The 19035-nt window shown below is 63.7% G+C and carries 13 protein-coding genes; 4 read left to right on the plus strand and 9 right to left on the minus strand.

What is annotated here, in order from left to right; genetic code table 11:
• Positions 1–2 precede the first annotated feature (2 nt).
• Complete coding sequence (locus F812_RS0120700) at positions 3–1070, minus strand: hypothetical protein (protein ID WP_020087897.1); 1068 nt, start codon at positions 1068–1070, stop codon at positions 3–5.
• Positions 1071–1596: 526 nt separating this feature from the next.
• Between F812_RS0120700 and recQ the strand changes: the two genes are divergently transcribed.
• Complete coding sequence (recQ, locus tag F812_RS0120705) at positions 1597–3789, plus strand: DNA helicase RecQ (protein WP_020087898.1); 2193 nt, start codon at positions 1597–1599, stop codon at positions 3787–3789.
• A 104-nt stretch (positions 3790–3893) separates the two neighbouring features.
• The gene (locus F812_RS0120710) at positions 3894–5528 is read left to right on the plus strand and encodes a peptide chain release factor 3 (protein WP_020087899.1); all 1635 of its coding nucleotides are present in this window, start codon (positions 3894–3896) and stop codon (positions 5526–5528) included.
• A 27-nt stretch (positions 5529–5555) separates the two neighbouring features.
• On the opposite strand, the gene F812_RS24920 is transcribed toward F812_RS0120710, so the two are convergent.
• The 3 genes from F812_RS24920 to F812_RS24925 all read right to left on the minus strand — a co-directional run bounded on the left by F812_RS24920 (position 5556) and on the right by F812_RS24925 (position 10297).
• Positions 5556–7472: a lipase family protein gene (locus tag F812_RS24920; RefSeq protein WP_020087900.1), complete on the minus strand. Its 1917-nt coding sequence runs from the start codon at positions 7470–7472 to the stop codon at positions 5556–5558.
• 330 nt (positions 7473–7802) lie between these two features.
• Positions 7803–8915, minus strand: coding sequence for a hypothetical protein (locus F812_RS0120720; RefSeq protein ID WP_026868328.1), 1113 nt, complete (start codon positions 8913–8915; stop codon positions 7803–7805).
• Positions 8916–8923: 8 nt separating this feature from the next.
• Entirely contained in the window at positions 8924–10297 is a 1374-nt protein-coding gene (locus F812_RS24925) for an APC family permease (protein WP_040498974.1), read from the minus strand.
• Between the two features lie 435 nt (positions 10298–10732).
• Here F812_RS24925 and F812_RS0120730 point away from each other — a divergent pair, with 435 nt between their 5' ends.
• Entirely contained in the window at positions 10733–11728 is a 996-nt protein-coding gene (locus F812_RS0120730; RefSeq protein WP_020087904.1) for an alpha/beta hydrolase family protein, read from the plus strand.
• A gap of 218 nt (positions 11729–11946) precedes the next feature.
• Positions 11947–13320 (plus strand): methyl-accepting chemotaxis protein, encoded by a 1374-nt coding sequence (locus tag F812_RS24930; RefSeq protein WP_020087905.1) that lies wholly within the window; start codon positions 11947–11949, stop codon positions 13318–13320.
• A 72-nt stretch (positions 13321–13392) separates the two neighbouring features.
• Here F812_RS24930 and F812_RS0120740 read toward each other — a convergent pair whose 3' ends face one another.
• The 5 genes from F812_RS0120740 to F812_RS0120760 all read right to left on the minus strand — a co-directional run bounded on the left by F812_RS0120740 (position 13393) and on the right by F812_RS0120760 (position 18925).
• Positions 13393–14667: an NAD(P)/FAD-dependent oxidoreductase gene (locus F812_RS0120740; RefSeq protein WP_020087906.1), complete on the minus strand. Its 1275-nt coding sequence runs from the start codon at positions 14665–14667 to the stop codon at positions 13393–13395.
• An 82-nt stretch (positions 14668–14749) separates the two neighbouring features.
• Complete coding sequence (locus tag F812_RS0120745; protein WP_020087907.1) at positions 14750–15571, minus strand: ABC transporter permease; 822 nt, start codon at positions 15569–15571, stop codon at positions 14750–14752.
• On the minus strand, positions 15568–16458 hold the full coding sequence (locus F812_RS0120750; protein ID WP_020087908.1) for an ABC transporter permease subunit: 891 nt from the start codon (positions 16456–16458) through the stop codon (positions 15568–15570). The genes F812_RS0120745 and F812_RS0120750 overlap by 4 nt, the downstream gene beginning before the upstream one ends.
• Positions 16459–16500: 42 nt before the next feature.
• The gene (locus F812_RS0120755; protein WP_020087909.1) at positions 16501–17709 is read right to left on the minus strand and encodes an ABC transporter ATP-binding protein; all 1209 of its coding nucleotides are present in this window, start codon (positions 17707–17709) and stop codon (positions 16501–16503) included.
• 106 nt (positions 17710–17815) lie between these two features.
• Positions 17816–18925 carry a polyamine ABC transporter substrate-binding protein gene (locus F812_RS0120760; RefSeq protein ID WP_020087910.1) on the minus strand — a complete coding sequence of 370 codons (1110 nt, stop codon included), beginning with the start codon at positions 18923–18925 and terminating at the stop codon, positions 17816–17818.
• Positions 18926–19035 lie beyond the last annotated feature (110 nt).

The following is a 19035-nucleotide window of genomic DNA, read 5'->3' on the forward strand; positions in this document are numbered from 1 at the left end:
GGCTACTGCAGCTTGATCGAGACGCCCAGGCGCCCGCCGAAGGTGCTCTCGTCGGACGAGAACTCGGTGTAGCCGGCCGCGCCGTAAGTCAGGATCCCCTGCACATAGTCGAAGCCGACCTCGACCTTGCCGAAATCGTTTGCCTGCTCGAACTCGGCAACGAAGTCGCCCTTCACCTTGATGTCCTCGTCGAACACGTTCTTGTACGAGGCGAGGATGTAGGGCCGCATGGTGCCACCATTGTAATCGAACACGGTGAACAGGGTGCCCGTGATCGAGCCGCTCCAAGCTTCGCTCACGCCCTTGATCGTACCGAGGCCGTTGGCGAACGCGAAGCGGTCGGTATGGATGTCGTAGTGGCCGAGGGCGCCGCGCAGGTCGAACTTCCAGCCGTTACCAGGCCAATCGAACGTGTAACCCATCACGCTGTTCGAGAAGTAACCCGAGAGATCGTAAGAGTAGCGGCCGCCGGAGAGGCTATCGATAGCATCGGCATCGCCCGAGACCCCGATGATGAGCGTCATGCTGTAGAACGAACCCTGGCTCCACAGATAGCTGCCGCCGTAGATGAAGGCGTCGATGTCGGTCTTGCCTGCGGTCACGTCACCAGGCGCCCGATCCAGATCGAGCGACAGGCGATTGTAACCGAGCAGGCCGTTGACCCTGACCTTGCCGCCGAAATAGGTGCCGGGCAGGTCGTAGCTGCCGTTCGCGAAAACCGAACCTTCGTCGATCTCGAAGCCGTTCGTGCGGATCCCGGTGCTTTTCTCGGTGAGGCCGTCATGCTCAGTATGGCGCAGACGTCCCGTCGGGCTCGTGAAGCCGCCAAATCCGATGTTGAGCTGCTGCTGAACGAAGCCTTCGCCGATCGCCGAGAGATTGGCGCCAACGGCCGAGGTACCGGAGGCGGATTCGTTACACTCCGAGTAGGCCGACACGTAGCTGCCGCTGAAGGTATCGTAATAGTAGCAGGGCGACTGAGCCTGAGCACTTCCGGGCGCCATGGCCGCACTCGCCGCAACAAGGGCGAACAAGCCGGTAATGGACCATTTGAAACGGATATACGTCATCGGCCAATCCCCAAAATCATCAATCGTGCAATATCAGCAAATCTCAAACAGACGCGTAGCCTGATTCTCGCAAATCAACGCCCCCATTGAGAAGACGGCAGACGGATACGGTAACGATTCGAAAACTTCTGTTGCGCAACGGCAACCGGTAATGCCCACCGATTACGCACCGACATAGGAAAACCCGGCAAAACGGCCGCAATCCAAGCCGATGGCGACGTCTATCGTGTTCAAGGTTATGCACAGAGGTTGCGGACGCCAGGGACCCTGCGGCCTTATTCGGCATATTCGGGCCGCCCCCCTCCCGGCGAGTGGCGCCATGGAGGGCGGGGTGAAATTGGACCCCTGGCGCTCCGCGAGTGTACGGCATCGCAGCGCGACCCGATACGGCAACCCGCGCCCTCAACGCTCGGAAAAACCACGGGACAGCGCGAAGCCTCACTCCGGCGCCCATCGAGAATCGCGCTAGCCTCCAGGCATCCGAGAGTTCACGTTCCGCCGGCCGCTCGCCGCCCAGGATTTCTTCATGCCGCCTGCCGCCCTGCGGAAAAAGCCGTCGCTTGCCCCCCTCGCACCCGCGCCGAGCCTCGCCGAGGCGCAGCACGTGCTCGAGGAGGTATTCGGCTACACGAGCTTCCGCCCCCACCAGGCCGACATCATCGAAACCCTCGTTGGCGGCGGCGACGTCCTCGCACTGATGCCGACAGGCGGCGGCAAGTCACTTTGCTATCAGATCCCTGCGCTCGTGCGGCGCGGCACCGGCCTCGTGGTGTCACCTCTCATCGCCTTGATGCAGGACCAGGTGGACGCCCTCAAGGAAGCGGGCGTCAGGGCGGCCTTCCTCAACTCCTCGCAGGACCGTAGCCAGCAGGACGCCATCGAGCGCCAGCTCGTTACCGGCGAGCTGGACCTCCTGTACGTGGCCCCCGAGCGCCTCGTGCAGGACCGCACCCTCCGCCTTCTCGATCGCGCGACCATCGCGCTGTTCGCCATCGATGAAGCGCACTGCGTCTCCCAGTGGGGACACGATTTCCGCCCAGAGTACCGCCAGCTCAAGGTGCTGGCCGAGCGCTTTCCGAACACGCCCCGCATCGCGCTCACCGCCACCGCCGACGACCGCACGCGGGAGGAGATAGCGAGCGAGCTCCGGCTCGAGAACGCCCGCCGCTTCGTCGCGAGCTTCGATCGCCCCAATATCCGCTACACCATCGCCGAGATGGGCTCCATCAGCGCGCGCGAGCGGCTCTGGTCGTTCATCGAGTCCGAACACCCAAACGACGCCGGCATCGTCTACTGCCTTTCCCGCAAGATGGTGGAGGAGACGGCCGCCTGGCTCACCCGCAAAGGACGCACCGCACTCGCCTATCACGCGGGCCTGGAGCCCGAGGTGCGCCGCGCAGCGCAGGAGCGCTTCCTGAAGGACGACGGCATCGTCATCGTGGCGACCATCGCTTTCGGCATGGGCATCGACAAGCCCGACGTCCGCTTCGTCGCCCACCTCAATCTGCCCCGCTCCATGGAGGCTTACTACCAGGAGACCGGACGCGCGGGCCGCGACGGAGAGCCGGCCAACACCTGGCTCGCCTACGGCATGCAGGACATCGTCCAGCAGACGCAATGGATCGCGAGCAGCGAAGGATCCGACCTCTTCAAACGCGCCCAGCGCCAAAAGCTCGATGCCCTCGTCGGCCTCTGCGAAGCCGCGTCCTGCCGCCGCCAGCTCATTCTCTCCTACTTCGGCGAGACCGGTTCGCCCCCCTGCGGAAATTGCGACAACTGCCTCAACCCGCCGCAAACGGTCGACGGCACGGTGCCCGCGCAGATGGCGCTCTCCACCGTCTACCGCACCGGACAGAATTTCGGCGTCGCTTATCTGATCGACGTGCTGATCGGCAAGGAGAACGAGCGCGCCTACCGCAACGGCCACGACCGCTTGTCCGTTTGGGGCATTGGCAAGGACACTGACGCCTCGGTCTGGCGCAGCCTGTTCCGCCAGCTCACAGCCCTCGGCTACCTGGCGTCCGACGACGAGGGTCACGGCACGCTTCAGCTCACCGAGAAGGCGCGCCCACTGCTCCGCGGCGAGGAGCGGTTCCTGCAACGTCTCGCGCCGACGAAAGAGCGGAAAACAAAAGGCAAGGGCAGCTCCGCTGCAACCCAGAAGGTGGATGCGGCCGACCGGCCGCTTTACGACGCCCTGCGCGCGCTCCGCCTCCGTCTCGCGACAGAGGCCAAGCTTCCGCCTTACGTCATCTGCCACGACACCACGCTGCTCGAGCTTGCCACCCAGCGCCCTGCCGACGAGGAGGGCCTGCACGGCATCACCGGCCTCGGAGCAAGCAAGATCAAGCGCTACGGCAAGGCGTTCCTGGAAACGGTCTCCGCCTTCCGCCCGAACCCGGTGCTGAACAACCGGCTCTCGCCGACCATCAACCAGACGCTCGCGTTGCATCTCGCAGGCCGCAGCGCGGACGAGATCGCCGCCGAGCGCGGCCTTGATGTCGGCACCGTCTACACCCATTTTGCCGAGGCCATCGAAGCCGGCGTCGTCTCAATGAGCGACGTGCTCGATCTCGAGCCCGAGGATCTCGACGAGATCCATGGCGTGTTCGAGCGGCTCGGCACCGTGGACAGCGGAAAGCTTGGCCCCGCCCACGCCGCCCTCGACGGCCGTTTCAACTACGGTGTCCTGAAATGCCTCCTGGCCGAGCTCGCTTAAATCGCGCCGAAAGAGGGATTCTCGCTTTCCGGCCAAACGGTGCTATAGAGCCCGGCAAACCGCTATTCTGAGCAGGACTCAGCAAATTAATGAATGAAAACAGTGTGGCAGACACGCCCTCGCCCCAGGGAGAGGCCGCGTCGGCACCATCCGCGAAGACTTCCGGGTCCGAAGGCCAGAAGCTCGCCACCGAGATCAACCGCCGCCGCACGTTCGCGATCATCTCGCATCCGGACGCCGGCAAGACGACTCTCACCGAAAAGCTGCTGCTGTTCGGCGGCGCAATCCAGCTCGCGGGCCAGGTGAAAGCCAAGAAGGACGGACGCGCAACCCGCTCCGACTGGATGGCAATCGAAAAGGCACGCGGCATCTCCGTCGCGACCTCGGTGATGACGTTCGAGTACGGCGGCGCCGTCTTCAACCTGCTCGACACGCCCGGTCACGAGGACTTCTCCGACGACACCTACCGCACGCTGACCGCTGTCGACAGCGCGATCATGGTGATCGACGCCGCGCGCGGCATCGAGACCCGCACGCGCAAACTGTTCGAAATCTGCCGCATGCGCGACATCCCGATCGTCACCTTCGTCAACAAGATGGACCGCGAAAGCCGCGACCCGCTCGATCTTCTCGACGAGATCGAGAAGATGCTGGCGCTCGACACCGCGCCGATGGTCTGGCCGATCGGCCAGGGTCGCGAGTTCCGCGGCACCTACGATCTCTACCAGCCGCGCGTGCGCCGTCTCGACCAGGACTACGACGGCCAGCCCGTCACCGGCCCGAACGATCCCCTGTTCGCCGAGCTACTGGAGCCCGACGCCTACCAGCGCTGGCGCGAGGAGATAGGGCTCGCGCTCGAAGCCTGCGGCAAGTTCGATCTCGAGCAGTTCCAGCACGGCGCGCTGACGCCGGTGTACTTCGGCTCGGCGCTGAAGAACTTCGGCGTTCGTGACGTGCTCGACGCGCTCAAGACCTTTGCGCCACCGCCCCGCACGCAACATGCCGCCACGCGCGAGATCAAGGCGACGGAGCCGGCCATGACCGGCATCATCTTCAAGATCCAGGCTAACATGGATCCCAACCACCGCGACCGCATCGCCTTCATGCGCGTCTGCTCGGGCAAGCTCTCGCGCGGAATGAAGGTGAAGCACGTGCGCTCCGGGAAGACCATGGCGCTCTCCGCGCCGCAGTTCTTCTTCGCGCAGGATCGCTCCATCGCCGAGGAAGCCTATGCGGGAGACGTGGTGGGCATTCCGAACCGCGGCACGTTGCGCATCGGAGACGCGCTGACCGAAGGCGAGGACATCACCTTTCTCGGTATTCCGAGCTTTGCGCCCGAGATCCTGCGCCGCATCAGGCTCGAGGACGCCATCAAGGCCAAGAAGCTCAAGGACGCGATGCGCGAGATGGCGGAGGAAGGCGTCGTGCAGGTTTTCAGCCCGCTCGACGGAACCCAGCCGGTGGTCGGCGTGATCGGTGCCCTTCAGCTCGACGTGCTGGCCGACCGCCTGACCCACGAGTACGGACTCAAGACCGATTTCGACCCGGCGCCTTGCGATGCCGTGCGCTGGATCCGCTCGAAGGATCCGGCTGCGCTCAAGAAGTTCATCGAGCAGAACCGCTCGTACATCGCCACCGATCTCGATGGCGATTACGTCTACCTGCCGGGCTCGATTTTCACGCTCAACTACAACGCCGGCCGCAATCCCGAGGTCGAGTTCCTGGAGATCAAGTCCTGATCGCGGCCCGCATCCCGCGGGCGGCGATCAGGTCGGGAACGTCGTCACTGGCGGCGGCGGCGCGCCCGCCACGAGCCCTGTTTCCGGGCTCGCGGTGTCGAGTTTCTTTCCGAGCTCCGCCAGCCACATCGTGGTGCGGTCGAAATCGCCGTCCCGCTTGAACTCGTCCGTCGGCGCGAAACCTTCAGACTGGCTGATCGCCTGCACGATGATCTTGCGGAACTCGTGCACGTCGAAATAGCTCGTGTGCACCAGCTCCTTCCAAGACAGATAGTTGGCGATCAGACCCGATTTCGTATCCTCGCCCTCCGCGAACGCCAGCGTGCTGATCGCGTTGCGGAACTTGGCGATCGACTGCGCCGCCATGGCGTTGCTGTGGGTGGAGATCTCGTCCGTCACGTCGGTGGGCAGCAGGCACGTCACCGGATCGAGCCATGACGGCCCGTAGTCCGCGCCCACGACGATCTCGCCCTCGGTGTCGTTTCCGAACGTCGAGCGCTTCACTTCCGCGAGCGTGAGATAGTTGAGAACACGGCTCAGCCACGCGCTCACATGCGAGGCGATGTACTGGATGATCGCGAGGATGACGAGCGCGATCGCGGCGAATACCAGCGGCACGAGCACGATCGGGATGAGAAGGCGAATGATGCCGCCCACCGCGCCCGAGAACATCTCGTCATCCACCACCGCCGACGACAGCTCGTCGGTCACCACGTGGAACAGCAGCTTGCTGTTCAGCGCATAGTCGTGGCCGAGCCCGCACAGCCTCCCCTGATCGCACGGCTTGCGATCGCGCATAAGGAACCGGCGCTTGAAGCGTTGCGCCCGCTCCACGTCGGCGAGCTGCGGGAAGTTCTGCTCAACCTGCCGCCGCTTCTCACCGAGCTGGCGTCTCAGGTCGTCGGCACGGCGGCGCGCATCCTCTGCCGCCGCCGGTTCGAGACCTCCGCGCTCCGCCTGCTGATGTGCCTCCCGCATGCGGCGCGCAAGACCACGAAGCTCATCGCGCGCTTGCGTCACCGGCGTGTTTTCCACGGCGAGCTCCTGCACGTCGTAGACCCGCGTCTGCAGAAAATCCGAGATGGTGAGCATGATCGGCGCCGACGTGACGGCGAATAGGTAGAGCAGCGGCAGCGCGATGATCGCCGCCTTCGTCAGCATGGAGGTGGCAAAATCCTGCTCGAAGAAGTGCACCTTCACCTTGGGCAGGAAACGAAGCCCCTGCACCGCCTCGTCATCCTTGTGGCAAAGCGGCAGCCACTTGTCCTGATAGTGCTCCTTGGCGCGTTGCACCGCGCCCATGCTGTATCCCATCAGCTCCCGGTTATCGAAGAAGCGGAACACGAGATAGAAGAACAACATCGGCAGCGTCATCATCACGCCGGAAAATAGGATCGCCGTGTAGTAGCGCTCGTTGCGGAAATGCTGCGCGTCGTCGAGCGCCTCCGCGCCGACGTAGAACAGAAACATCATGAACAGCATGAACGAGGCGACGAACATCACCTTGCGCGAGAGGGTGAGGCGCGAGAACAGGAAGCGCTCCTTGCGCATCCCGACGAACGGCGTACCGACGGTGATCCACTTTCTGAGATGCGTGAGCGGCCGCTTGCGGGCAACGCTCTCGATCAGCGCCGAGGCGATCACCGAGCCGCCGTGGCTGTGCCCCACGACGCAATAAGGCTCGCCCTGCGCATCGAGCTGGCGCATCACATGCAGGAGATCGCTTCCCGCCGCACGCCGGTCCATCTCGCTGTTGATCGAGCTCCACGTGAACGGGATGAAGTGCAAGGGCCCGTCCGCGCCCTTCACAAACGCCTGGAGGTCGGCGTCGAAAGAGCTGCCTTCCTGCCACCACTGGGGCTCGCCCTGCTCTCCGATGTTCAGCGCATCCGCCATTCCGCCCGTGCGCGCGAATGTGCCGTGAACAGTGACGACGGTGGCCACGAGACCCTCCCTAGCTCGACAGCAGCCTGATCGTTTGGAATGCACGCGGAGAGGCGCGCATCGAGACCTAAACTTGGCCGCTCAACATGTACGCGGCATGCCCGCGCCCGATGCCGGAAATCCGCCCTGGCGCCTGAACATGCCCTGAATGAAATCCCCCGGTGAAATCGCGTGACGGCGATAAGGTATAATGTGGACTGAAGATAGGCAAAGCCCCGCAACGTCCCGGCAAAAAAGGGAAACTGCCGGAAGCGCCCAGACCTGCCGCCGCGCGGATCTCAGGCCCGCACAGCCTTCCGAACAGGCGTCACCACCGAAACGAAGCGCGGCTCACGGCTTGATCTCGGCCTTCGCCATGCTTTCGCGCACCGCAAGCAGCAAGTTGGATTCGTTCGGCCTCCACCGGTAGCCGATGCCGAAATCCAGAGGCTGCGCGCGTCCCTTGGCAAAAAGGTCCTTCATTTTCGGCTGGTAAGTTCTGGGAAAAATACCCAGCGGATTGAGGTACCGGCCGAAGCTTTGGAGCCGCCAGTCCTTCTCATCCAGGAACCGCAGCGGAATTCCGGAATCGTCCTGCACCAGCGTCGAGGTGTTCTCGACGAGGAAACCGCGGACCAGAGAGAAGTTGTCCGAGTGCATCAGGTACGACGCGCTCTTCACGAAACTGTCACCCTGCCCAAGCCCCTTGCAGAACGTCAGAAAGCCGCTCGTCTTGATGCCGCCGTCAGAGAGGTCCGTGTTGAAATAGTAGAGCGTCTGCGTCGGCCCGCCCGGCGTCGAGAACTCGATTTTCGCGCCCGGGCTCGCGCCCTTGGCGATCGCGCCGTCGAGCGGGGTTACCGTGCCGTCCGGATTGAGCGAGACGAGCGTGGTGGAGCTGATGGTCTTCCCGCTGCGCGCCAGGAACGTGTAGAGGATCGGAAGCGTGCCGGTGAGCCGCCCGTCGCGCAGCTCGGTCTTCATCTTCTTGGTGATGAAGAAGCTGAAGCTCAGCACGGAGTTCAGCGAGCCCTGCAGGCCGCGCAGCTCCTGCCCCAGCGCCTTGGGCGTCAGAGCCGTGAGATCCGGCACTTGCCCGACAGGCTCGAGCCCCGAGAGAACATAGGTCGAAGCGCCGCTGAAGAACGCATCCGCATAAAGGAAGTCCGGGCCGCTGAACATGTAGAACAGGACCGGCTTGCGGTTCGGCACGTTCTTCGCCGACCAGGTGCGGATCTTGCTGAGCTGGCGCTCGTCGAGCTGCGCCCACGCCTTGTCGAAATACTTGGCGTGCGATTGCCACGACGTCTCGCGCGTGAATGGTTCGAGCGGCGATCCCGAGGAGGGCTGCATTCCCGCCAGAATGCGCGCCGTATCGTCGGCCGTCGCGTGGGGCGCTTGTGCCTGGGCCGCGAACGGCAGCACCATGAGCACGGCCGCCAGAAGTGCCGCTTTGCGTATCATGTTCTTGATCATCCCTTGACCGCGCGTTGAAGAGCTTCGCCGCGCACGAAATCCCGTTTTGACAGGAAGAAGAGAACGAGCCCCGAGGCCATCAGACCGAGGCTCGCCAGCGATTGCAGCGGGCGCTCCGAAAAAAGGTAGTACATCATGAAACCGGTGACGCCGAGGAAGACGAGCGGCGTCAGCGGATAGGCCCAAACCCTGTAGGGACGAGGCAGCCCCGGCTGCGTCACGCGCAGCACCATGACGCCGAGCACCGCGAGGAACGAGCACAGCGTCAGGCTGAACTGGATGAACTCCAGCACCGTCTCGAAGCTCTGCGTGAGCAGAAGCACCGTTACGACGCTGATCTGGAAGAGCAGCGCAATCGTCGGCACGCCGCTGCGCGAGCGCTGAGAGAAGAGCGAGAGCAGCGGAAAATCTTCGCCCATGGCCACCGTCACGCGCGGCCCGATCCACATCATCGCGCTGATCGCGGAGACGAGCCCGACGCAAATGAGCCCGGCCACGATCCGCCCGCCGGTTGCGCCGAAAATATGCTCGCCCGCAACTTGCGCCACGTTGAGCTGGCCCGTCATCGCAGCCATCGGCGTCGTGTAGAGGAACACCGCGTTGAGCAGCACATAGAGCAGCACCACGATCAGCGTGGCGACCAGCATGGCGACCGGAATGCTCCGCTCCGGCGTGCGCACGTCACCCGCGATGTAGGTCGCCGCGTTCCAGCCCGAGTAGGAATACATCACGAACACGAGGCTGACCGCGAAAGGCGCGCTCAGGATGTGACCGATATCGCCAGGCTGCGGTAGAAACGAGATGGGCTGCGGCTCCGCAACCGAGAAGCCCGCGATGATGAACACCGCGATCAGCGCAACCTTGATGAGCGTAGAGACGTTCTGGAACGTCGTGCTGAGCTTGGCGCCCGACAGCAGGATCAGCGTCACCGCCCAGGCGACCGCCAGACCGACGAAGAGGGGCGGAGCACCCGGAACGACGCCCGCGAAGTACTGGCCGAACGCCATCGCGGCGAGTGCCACCGGCGCGGCGAAGCCCACGGTGGCCGAGATCCAGCCGGCCATGAAGCCGAGCGCGGGATGATAGATGCGCGATAGGAAGTTGTACTCGCCGCCCGAACGCGGAAACGCCACCGCGAGCTCCGCATAGGCGAGCGCGCCGCAAAGCGCCGCCGCGCCGCCGACGATCCAGAGCATGAGGATCGAAAAACCCGACGGAATGGCTGCGAGCTGAAACCCGAGGCTCGTGAAAACGCCGATGCCGATCATGTCGGCAATCGCGATGGCCGTTGCCGTCGCAGTAGAGACTGTTCGCCTGTCCGGCACGGCTGGCTCGGCAGCCGGAGTCGATCCAGGAGCGGACGATGTCATGAAGAAACCCGTGAAGCGTAAGGGGTTGGCACGTGAGCTTTCCCGGCGGTTCGCGCTGAGAAAACGAGAAGCGAAATGAGTAGCGACGCGTCCTGATGTAACCGAGCCCCTGAACGGCCCCTACCCTATGAGTGGGATCACGGATCAACAAGCAGAGGAACAAAATGAGCGTAAACGAGTGGCAGATTTGCACCGTTTGCGTGTCCGATGGGCACACCGGCAGCTCCCCGGCCCCCTCCCAGATGTCGACACGATTGGCCGCTATGCCCAATGAAACAGGCATCAAGCTTCGTGAAACCATTCCGAGCCTAGGGTTGTTTCTTCACGACAAGCAGGCGCGGCAGGTCCAGCGAACCTCGGCCGTAGCATCCCAATTCGCAGCGGAACTAGAGACTTATGAGGCCCCGAGCCGGCTTTTCCGGCATCAGAGTTGGAGTGGCACTCGCCGCAGGCCTCGTGGCCTTGCTGGCGTCCGCTCCATCATGGGCCGAAGCGCGGGGAGCGCGCGCCGGCACCCAGGCCGCGGTTCCCCAGCCCCATCAGGTCCAGTCCCGCTCCGGCCCTCTGAAGCAGGCTAGGACGAGCCTCGTCGCCTTTCAGACCTCGCCCTTCCCCTACCGCGGAAACGTCCCCGGCACCGGCAAGCCCTTCCTCAACATCGAGCAGGACGGCCGGCGGGGCCACTCCACCCCCTATGGCCGCCTCTACTGGGAAGACGAGACTTACAGCGACAACCGCGTCCTGCTTCACATCCCCAAAGGGTTCGACGTCCGCCGCCCGTCGCTCATGATCGTGTTCTTTCACGGCCATGGCGCAACCCTCGAGCGCGACGTCCTGCGCCGCCAGCGCGTGGCCGACCAGATTTCGAAGTCCGGCGCCAACGCCGTTCTGATCGCACCCCAGTTCGCGGTCGATGCCGCGGACTCGAGCGCGGGGCGCTTCTGGGAGCCGGGCGCCTTCGGGCGTTTCATGGGAGAGGCGGCCGAAGCCCTTGCCAAGCTGCACGGCGATCCCAAGAGCGTGCGCAGCTTCGCATCGAGCCCCGTCATCTTCGTCGCCTACAGCGGCGGTTATCTCGCTGCCGCATCCTGCGCCATCAACGGCGGCCTCAAAAAGCGCCTGCGCGGAGTGGTGCTGCTCGACGCACTCTATGGAGAGCTCGGCAAGTTCACGTCCTGGATCGAGAACGATCGCTCGGCCTTCTTCGTGAGCGCCTACCTTGGCTCCACGCGCGAGAAGAACTCTGAGCTGGCCGAAGCCCTGAGCGCACGCGATATCGACTACGCGACCGAGTTGGACCGCCCCCTTCATCAAGGCGATGTGGCGTTCCTCGCGGGCGGTGACGCCTCCCACAGGAGCTTCGTCACGCAAGCCTGGGTGGACAATCCCATCGAGGATCTCCTGCGCCGCCTGCCCGGATACAAGCGATAGAGAGTTGCATCACCCCCCCCAAGATCCGGCGTTCTCTGTCAGCTGTCTTACAAAATGTAAGGCATCAGCCGTCCGCTTAAGCGCCCTTTAACGGCTGACATCTAATTTTATAGGAACGGTGTTCTCAGAATAGTCCGCCAAAATCGCCGGGAGCTTGCGCTTCCGGTGCAAATGGATGGCATCCGTCACCTACGCCAAGGAGAAATTCAGTGTTTGCAATGCGCCGCCCCGGCGATTCCAAAGACCGCATCGCCGTCCAATCAGATGCTCCCGCAGGTCACTCCGAGCAGCATCTCGTCGAAGCGCTCGAAACCCTGATCCGCTCCAAGCTTACGGCTAACGTTCCCTTGGACGGCGCGCTCGGCAACACTCTTAACCGCCTCGTACGCCTGGTCAAATCCGCCAACACCAATCAGTTGCTGCTGGCCAACGATCTCGGCAAGGAAGCCTGCGAGGCCTCCATCAATATCGGCTGGCTCTCGCACGACTTCAGCGAAGTCGCCCAGTCCACAGTTTCCATCTCGAGCGCCGTCGAAGAGATGGCCGCCTCCATCGCCGAACTCTCGACCGTGTCCGCATCGAGCGCCACCCAGACCGAGAACGCCCGCGATACGATGCGCAGCTGCATCAACGACAGCCGCGCCGCCGTCGAGGCGATGAACAACATCCAGGGCCAGTCGAGCAAGATCGGCGAGCAGGTCTCGGTGCTGCAGAGCGCCGTCGATCAGATCGGCGAGATGGCGACTTCGATCGACTCCATCGCACGCCAGACCAATCTGCTCGCTCTCAACGCGACCATCGAGGCTGCACGCGCCGGTGAAGCCGGACGCGGGTTCGCCGTCGTCGCCGCCGAGGTGAAGACGCTCTCCGTCGAAACCGGAAAGGCGACGCAGGAGATCCGCTCGCGCGTCGAAGCGCTCACCCGCGAAATGCGCGAGATCCGCCACGCCGTCGCCGACAGCCTGAAGTCCGTCACCTCCGGCAGCGCCGTCGTGACTCAGGTCGGCACGATCATCGAAAGCATGGGCGACGAGGTAGCCGAGGTCGCCGAGCGCATCCGCGGTCTCTCGAACGTTCTCGAGCAGCAGCGCGCAGCGACCACAGAAATCACGCAGAACGTCGTCCGCATCTCCGAGAAGGCCGCCAAGAGCAAGGACGAGGTCCAGAAGATCGGCAAGCGCCTCGAGGATTGCGAAGGCACGCTCCGCAAGGCCTTCGAGACCGCAGAGCTTCCGGTTCGCTGCCCCGCTCTCATCCGCGTCGGCGCCGAGACACTCTCTTGGAAACGCCAGCTCGCCCAGATCCTCCTCGGCGCAGTCGCCGCGCCCGCCTCCGCTCCGCTCCTCGCCCACACCGGCGTCCTCGCCGAGGCGGACGAGATCTGCAAGGCCACCGGCAGCGGCTCCGCGCTGGCGTCCGACCTTTCGTCGGCCCTCGCGACGGCCCAGACCCAGGCCACCAAGATGGTGGACGAGGTTCGCAACCGCAATTGGGCCGCCGCAACCCCGGCCTACGTGGCCTGCGATGAAGCCATCTCCAAGGCCAACTTGGCCGTTGCCAAGCTGCTCGAAAAGTCCGCGACCATCGGCTAGGAGCGAACGGCTGAGATACAGAAGGCGCGCCGTGGATGATCTCCACGGCGCGCCTTTCTCATGTGCAAAGCCTCAAATCAGATCGCGCAGCCGGTAATAGAGCATTCCAAGCGCCAGCATCTGGTTGCCGAGAAACTGCCCCACCGGCAGCCGCACGTGCCGGATACGCTCGAACAGATCGAGCCGCTCCATCGTCCCCGAGATCGCATCGGCCACGATCTGCCCTGCGATGTGCGTCGCGTTCACGCCGTGCCCGCAATAGCCCTGCATATAGTAGACGTTCGGCTCGAGCCGGCCGATGGCCGGAACGCGCGTCAGCACGATGTCGATCTTGCCGCCCCACGCATAATCGAGTGCCACGCCCTGGAGCTGCGGAAACACCTCCACCATACGTGGCCGCAGCGTCTCGCGGATATCGCGCGGATCGCGGTTCGAATAGTTGCAGCGCCCGCCGAACAAGAGGCGCCGGTCCGCCGAAAGCCGGAAATAGTCGAGCACGACATTGCTGTCCGCGATGGCGAGGTCCTGCGGGCTGATCTCCTTCGCCACACGCTCGGGCAGCGGCTCGGTGGCCACGATGTAGCTTCCGGTCGGAAACAACAGACCGTTGAGCAGCCCCCGCTGGAAAGCGGGATCCGAATAGCCGGCGAGCACGATGGACGTAGCCTCGACGCGCCCGTGCGCCGTATCCGCGTATGGCTTCGCACCGCCCCCAAAGCCGATCACGGCCGATTCCTCGAATATCTTGACGCCGAGCCCCGCTGCGGCCCGCGCCTCTCCGAGACAGAGGTTGAGAGGATGCAGATGCCCGCTGCGCCGGTCGATCATCGCGCCGTGATAGAGGCGCGAGCCGATCACGTCGCTCACGCGTTCGGCCTCGACCAGCTCGAGCTGATCGCCGTCGCCCGCCGCCTGCCGCGCTTCGACGTAGGAGCGCAACCCGCTCATATGGCGCGGGCGCGCGGCCACTTCCGCCCAGCCATGTTTGAGATCGCACGCAATCTGATAGCGCCGGATCCGATCCTCAATGATGTCGTGGCCGAGATAGCGGATGTCCGCCAGAAGCCGCCGCCCGGCCTCGCCGAGCTGGCTCTCGATGCGATGCTCGCCGCTGATGCCAGCGATCATCTGCCCGCCGTTGCGGCCCGAGGCGCCCCAACCCACGCGCGCGCCCTCGAGCACCACCACGCTGTAGCCGCGCTCGGCGAGGCTGAGCGCCGTCGAGATGCCCGAAAAGCCGCCGCCGATCACACAGACGTCGGCGCGCACCGTGCCTTGCAACACGGGATGGCACGAGTCCTCGTTCGCCGTGGCGGCATAGTAGGAGTTGATGTGGGTCGCTGACATGAAGGCCGTTCTAGAATGTTTGGATGATGGTTCAAATGGTCCACAAGTCTAACCTTCACCCGCCCTGCCCGTTCCGCCTTTTCTATTTCGCGCCCGCGTCTACGGCCTTCATCTCGCGCTCCTGGCGCGCGCTCGCCCGCTTCGTCGTATAGGACGCGAAGATCACGCCGATTGTGACGAGCCCGATCATGATCGTGGAGACCGCGTTGATCTCCGGCGTGACGCCGAGGCGAACCTGGCTGTAGATCTTCATCGGCAGCGTGGTCGCGCCCGGCCCTGTCGCGAAGCTCGCGATCACGAGGTCGTCCAGCGACAGCGTGAACGACAAGAGCCACGCGGAGATCACCGAAGGCGCGATGATCGGCAGCGTCACCTGCAGGAACGTCTTCACCGGCGGCGCGCCGAGATCCATCGCCGCCTCCTCGACGGACTTATCGAAATCGTAGAGGCGCGCCTGAACCACCACGGCTGCGAAGCACATCGAAAACGTCGCGTGCGCAATCACCACCGTCCAGAAGCCGCGATCCACGTTCATCGCCACGAACAGGAGCAGCAGCGAGAGACCGGTGATCACCTCTGGCATGACCAGCGGCGCGAAGATGAGCCCCGAGAACAGCGTGCGCCCCGGGAAACGTCCGATTCGCACCAGCACGATCGCGGCCAGCGTCCCGAGGATCGTCGCGAGCGTTGACGACACCACCGCGACCCGCAGCGTGACCCACGCGGCCGACAGGAGCCCCTCGTTCTGGAGCAGGCTCGAGTACCATTTCGTCGACCAGCCGCCCCACACCGTGACGAGCTTCGACTCGTTGAAGCTGTAGATCACCAGCAGGAGGATCGGGATGTAGAGGAACGCGAACCCCAGCGCGATCGAGGTGGCGTTGAACCAGCTGAAGCGTCTCATCGCCCGGCCTCCCGCTGCTTTTCCTGGTTACGCTGGAAGAGGACGATCGGCACCACGAGAACCAGCAGCAGCACCACGGCCACCGCCGACGAGACCGGCCAATCGCGGTTGTTGAAGAACTCGTTCCAGAGCGTCTTGCCGATCATCAGCGTATCCGAGCCACCGAGCAGGTCGGGAATGACGAACTCGCCCGTCGCCGGAATGAACACGAGGAAGCACCCAGCCAGCACGCCGGGAATGGAGAGCGGGAACGTCACCTGCCAGAAGGCCTTCCACGGCGGCGACCCGAGATCCTCCGCCGCTTCGAGCAGCGACGGATTGATCTTCTCGAGGCTCGCGTAGAGCGGCAGGATCATGAACGGCAGGTAGGAATAGACGATGCCGATGTAGACCGCCGTCGTCGTGTTGAGAATGGTCAGCGGCTCGCTGATGATGCCGAGGTTCATCAGGAACAGATTGAGCAGCCCCTCCTTCTTCAGGATGCCGATCCACGCATAGACGCGGATCAGGAACGAGGTCCAGAACGGCAGGATGACGAGCATCACCAGCGTCGGCTGCCATTCCTTCGGCGCCCGCGCCATGCCGTAGGCGATGGGATAGGCGATGAGCAGCGTCAGGAACGTCGAGATCGCGGCGATGGTGAGCGCCGACCAGTAAGCGTTCAAATAGAGGGGGTCTTCGAAAATGAAGAAGTAGTTCTCGAAATCGAGCTGCGAGAGGAACGTCCCGATCCCAGACAGCCCCTGCGACCAGTCGAATGTCGGCGTATAGGGCGGGATGGCCGTCGCGATGTCGGAAAGCGAGATCTTGAAGACGATGAAGAACGGAACGAGGAAGAAGACCAGGAGCCAGAGGTAAGGCACCGAGATCAGAAGCCAGCGGCGCATGGACGTTTCTCCTCGAGGGATCGAAAGCAGCGGGCAACGGGATTAGCGAGTGAGCACGATGCCCGTTTCAGGCGGCCATTCGAGCCAGACGCTGTCCTCCCAGTTAATCGTGCGCGCCACCGTGCGCGCAGAGTTTGCGCGCAACGCCCTCACCCGCTGACCGTTCGCCAGCTCAACGTGGTAGTGCGAAATAGACCCGAGATAGCCCACGTCCACAACCTTCCCCGGCACGGCGTTGCTGGCTTCCGACGGCTTCTCGAAGGCGATGCGAACTTTCTCCGGACGCAGCGCCAGCCAAATCTGCTGATCGGCGACGCAGCCCTCCGGTGCAACCGACTTGAACCGGGCGAGCCCCGGCCCCCAGTCTATCTCGACAAATCCGTCCGCCACGCGCACGACCTTGCCCTCGAACAGGTTCACGTCACCGATGAAGTTCGCCACATAGCGCGAGTTCGGCGCCTCGTAGATGTCGCCGGGCGTAGCCACCTGCATGAATTGGCCGTGATCCATCACCGCGATCCGCGACGACACCGTCATCGCCTCTTCCTGATCGTGGGTGACGATGATGAACGTCGTGCCGGTCGTCTCCTGAATTCGCATCAGCTCAAACTGCGCCTGCTGACGCAACCGCTTGTCGAGCGCGCCCAGCGGCTCGTCGAGCAGCACGATACGCGGCTTCTTGGCGATGGCCCGAGCCAGCGCCACGCGCTGCTGCTGCCCGCCCGAAAGCTGATGCGGCTTGCGCTTGCCGAAGCGCGAAAGCTCGAGCATCGCCATCGCTTCCTCGACGCGGGCCGCGATAGCATCCTTCGGCATTCCCTCCTGCTTGAGGCCGAAGCCGATATTCTGCTCCACCGTCATGTGCGGAAAGAGCGCGTACGACTGGAACATCATGTTGACCGGCCGCTCGTAGGGCGCGAGCTCCGTGATGTCCTCGCCGGCAACGAGAATGCGTCCGCTGGTGGGCTTCTCGAAGCCCGCAAGCATGCGCAGAAGCGTTGTCTTTCCGCAGCCAGACGGGCCAAGCAGGGCGAAGAACTCACGCTCGTAGATGTCGAGCGTGCACTCCTTGACCGCGACGAAGTCTCCGAACCGTTTCACGATGTTCTCGAAGCGCACGATTGGCGACTTCGAAGGATCCTTCCATGGCGCGAAACCGGATTGCGGGGCAGGCGTGCGAACCGTGGCCCGCGTCGGACCTGCCCCTGGCGTGGCGGTTGGCGATGCGCCGAGCGCTTGAGTCTCACTCATGATGGCGATCCTCGATGTTCCTCCGGTGAGACCGCCACGGGCACCCTCACCCAGCCCTGAAAGAAGGCCGCGCCCGGGAGCAGGTCCCGGGCGCGGCGCGACGTCGTTACTGTCCAGTGACGATTTTCGTCCAGGTTCGCGTCACGAGGCGTTGCGTCTTGGCATCGTAGGATGTCTTGACGAACAGGCGCCCCATGGTCTCCGCGTCCGGATAAATGGAGGTGTCGCCCTTCACGCCCTCGTCGAGGAACTCCTGCGAGGCGAGGTTACCGTTGGCGTAGTTCGAGTAGTTCGACGCCTTCGCGATCACCTCGGGCTTCATCAGATAGTTGAGGAAGATGTGCGCTTCCTCCACGTGCTTGGCGTCGGCCGGGATGGCAAGCTGGTCGAACCACATCTGCGCGCCTTCCTTGGGCAGCGAGAAAGCTATGGTCTGGCCGTTCTTGGCTTCCTCTGCGCGGTCGCGCGCCTGCAAGATATCGCCCGAATAACCGATCGCGAGGCAGATGTCGCCGTTGGCGAGCGCATTGATGTATTCGGAGGAATGGAACTTCTGGATGTTCGGGCGGATCTTCTCGACGAGCTCGCCCGCCTTCTTGATGTCGTCGGGGTTGGAGCTGTTGGGATCGAGGCCCAGATAGTTCAGCACCGCCGGCAGCACATCATCCGGCGCGTCGAGCACGTGGATGCCGCAATCCTTGAACTTGGCGAGGATCTCCGGCTTGAAGAAGATGTCCCACGAGTTGATCGGAGCATCGGCCATCCGCTCCTTGATCTTCCCCTCGTTGTAGCCGATCGCCGTGGTGCCCCACATGTAGTTGATCGAGTAATCGTTGCCCGGGTCGTAAATCGCCGTGCGCTTCGAGATCTCCGGCCACATGTTCTTGAGGTTGGGAAGCTTGGACTTGTCGAGCTTCTGGAACACGCCCGCGCCGATCTGGCGCGAGAGGAACGGCCCCGTAGGCACCACAACGTCGTATCCCGTGCCGCCCGCCAGCAGCTTCGTCTCCAGCACCTCATTGCTGTCGAAAACGTCGTAGATGACCTTGATGCCGGTCTCCTTGGTGAACTCGGTGAGAATCTCCTCATCGATATAGTCCGACCAGTTGTAGACCCGGACCTCCCGATCTGCGGCCAAGGCTGCCCCACCGGCCAAGAGCGCCGCCAGCGCGATGGTGCCCGCGATTGGTGCGCGGATGCCTGCAAGTGTGATCATTCGACTTCCTCCCTGGGGAGCCATTGCCCGAACGGTTGAAGGACCGCGCGCTCGGCTTTGGCCGCAGACCTTGACCGCTCTATTGTGATCACAATAATCGCGCGCTACAA

It is taken from the genome of Hyphomicrobium zavarzinii ATCC 27496 (assembly GCF_000383415.1).
Classification (GTDB): Bacteria; Pseudomonadota; Alphaproteobacteria; order Rhizobiales; family Hyphomicrobiaceae; genus Hyphomicrobium_C; species Hyphomicrobium_C zavarzinii.

What these genes read in the sequence shown, in the direction of transcription:
- F812_RS24925 (WP_040498974.1), bottom strand. Translation starts at nt 10,297, where the DNA reads ATGACATCGTCCGCTCCTGGATCGACTCCGGCTGCCGAGCCAGCCGTG.
- F812_RS0120700 (WP_020087897.1), bottom strand. Translation starts at nt 1,070, where the DNA reads ATGACGTATATCCGTTTCAAATGGTCCATTACCGGCTTGTTCGCCCTT.
- F812_RS0120755 (WP_020087909.1), bottom strand. Translation starts at nt 17,709, where the DNA reads ATGAGTGAGACTCAAGCGCTCGGCGCATCGCCAACCGCCACGCCAGGG.
- F812_RS0120740 (WP_020087906.1), bottom strand. Translation starts at nt 14,667, where the DNA reads ATGTCAGCGACCCACATCAACTCCTACTATGCCGCCACGGCGAACGAG.
- F812_RS0120745 (WP_020087907.1), bottom strand. Translation starts at nt 15,571, where the DNA reads ATGAGACGCTTCAGCTGGTTCAACGCCACCTCGATCGCGCTGGGGTTC.
- F812_RS24930 (WP_020087905.1), top strand. Translation starts at nt 11,947, where the DNA reads ATGCGCCGCCCCGGCGATTCCAAAGACCGCATCGCCGTCCAATCAGAT.
- recQ (WP_020087898.1), top strand. Translation starts at nt 1,597, where the DNA reads ATGCCGCCTGCCGCCCTGCGGAAAAAGCCGTCGCTTGCCCCCCTCGCA.
- F812_RS0120760 (WP_020087910.1), bottom strand. Translation starts at nt 18,925, where the DNA reads ATGATCACACTTGCAGGCATCCGCGCACCAATCGCGGGCACCATCGCG.
- F812_RS0120720 (WP_026868328.1), bottom strand. Translation starts at nt 8,915, where the DNA reads ATGATACGCAAAGCGGCACTTCTGGCGGCCGTGCTCATGGTGCTGCCG.
- F812_RS0120750 (WP_020087908.1), bottom strand. Translation starts at nt 16,458, where the DNA reads ATGCGCCGCTGGCTTCTGATCTCGGTGCCTTACCTCTGGCTCCTGGTC.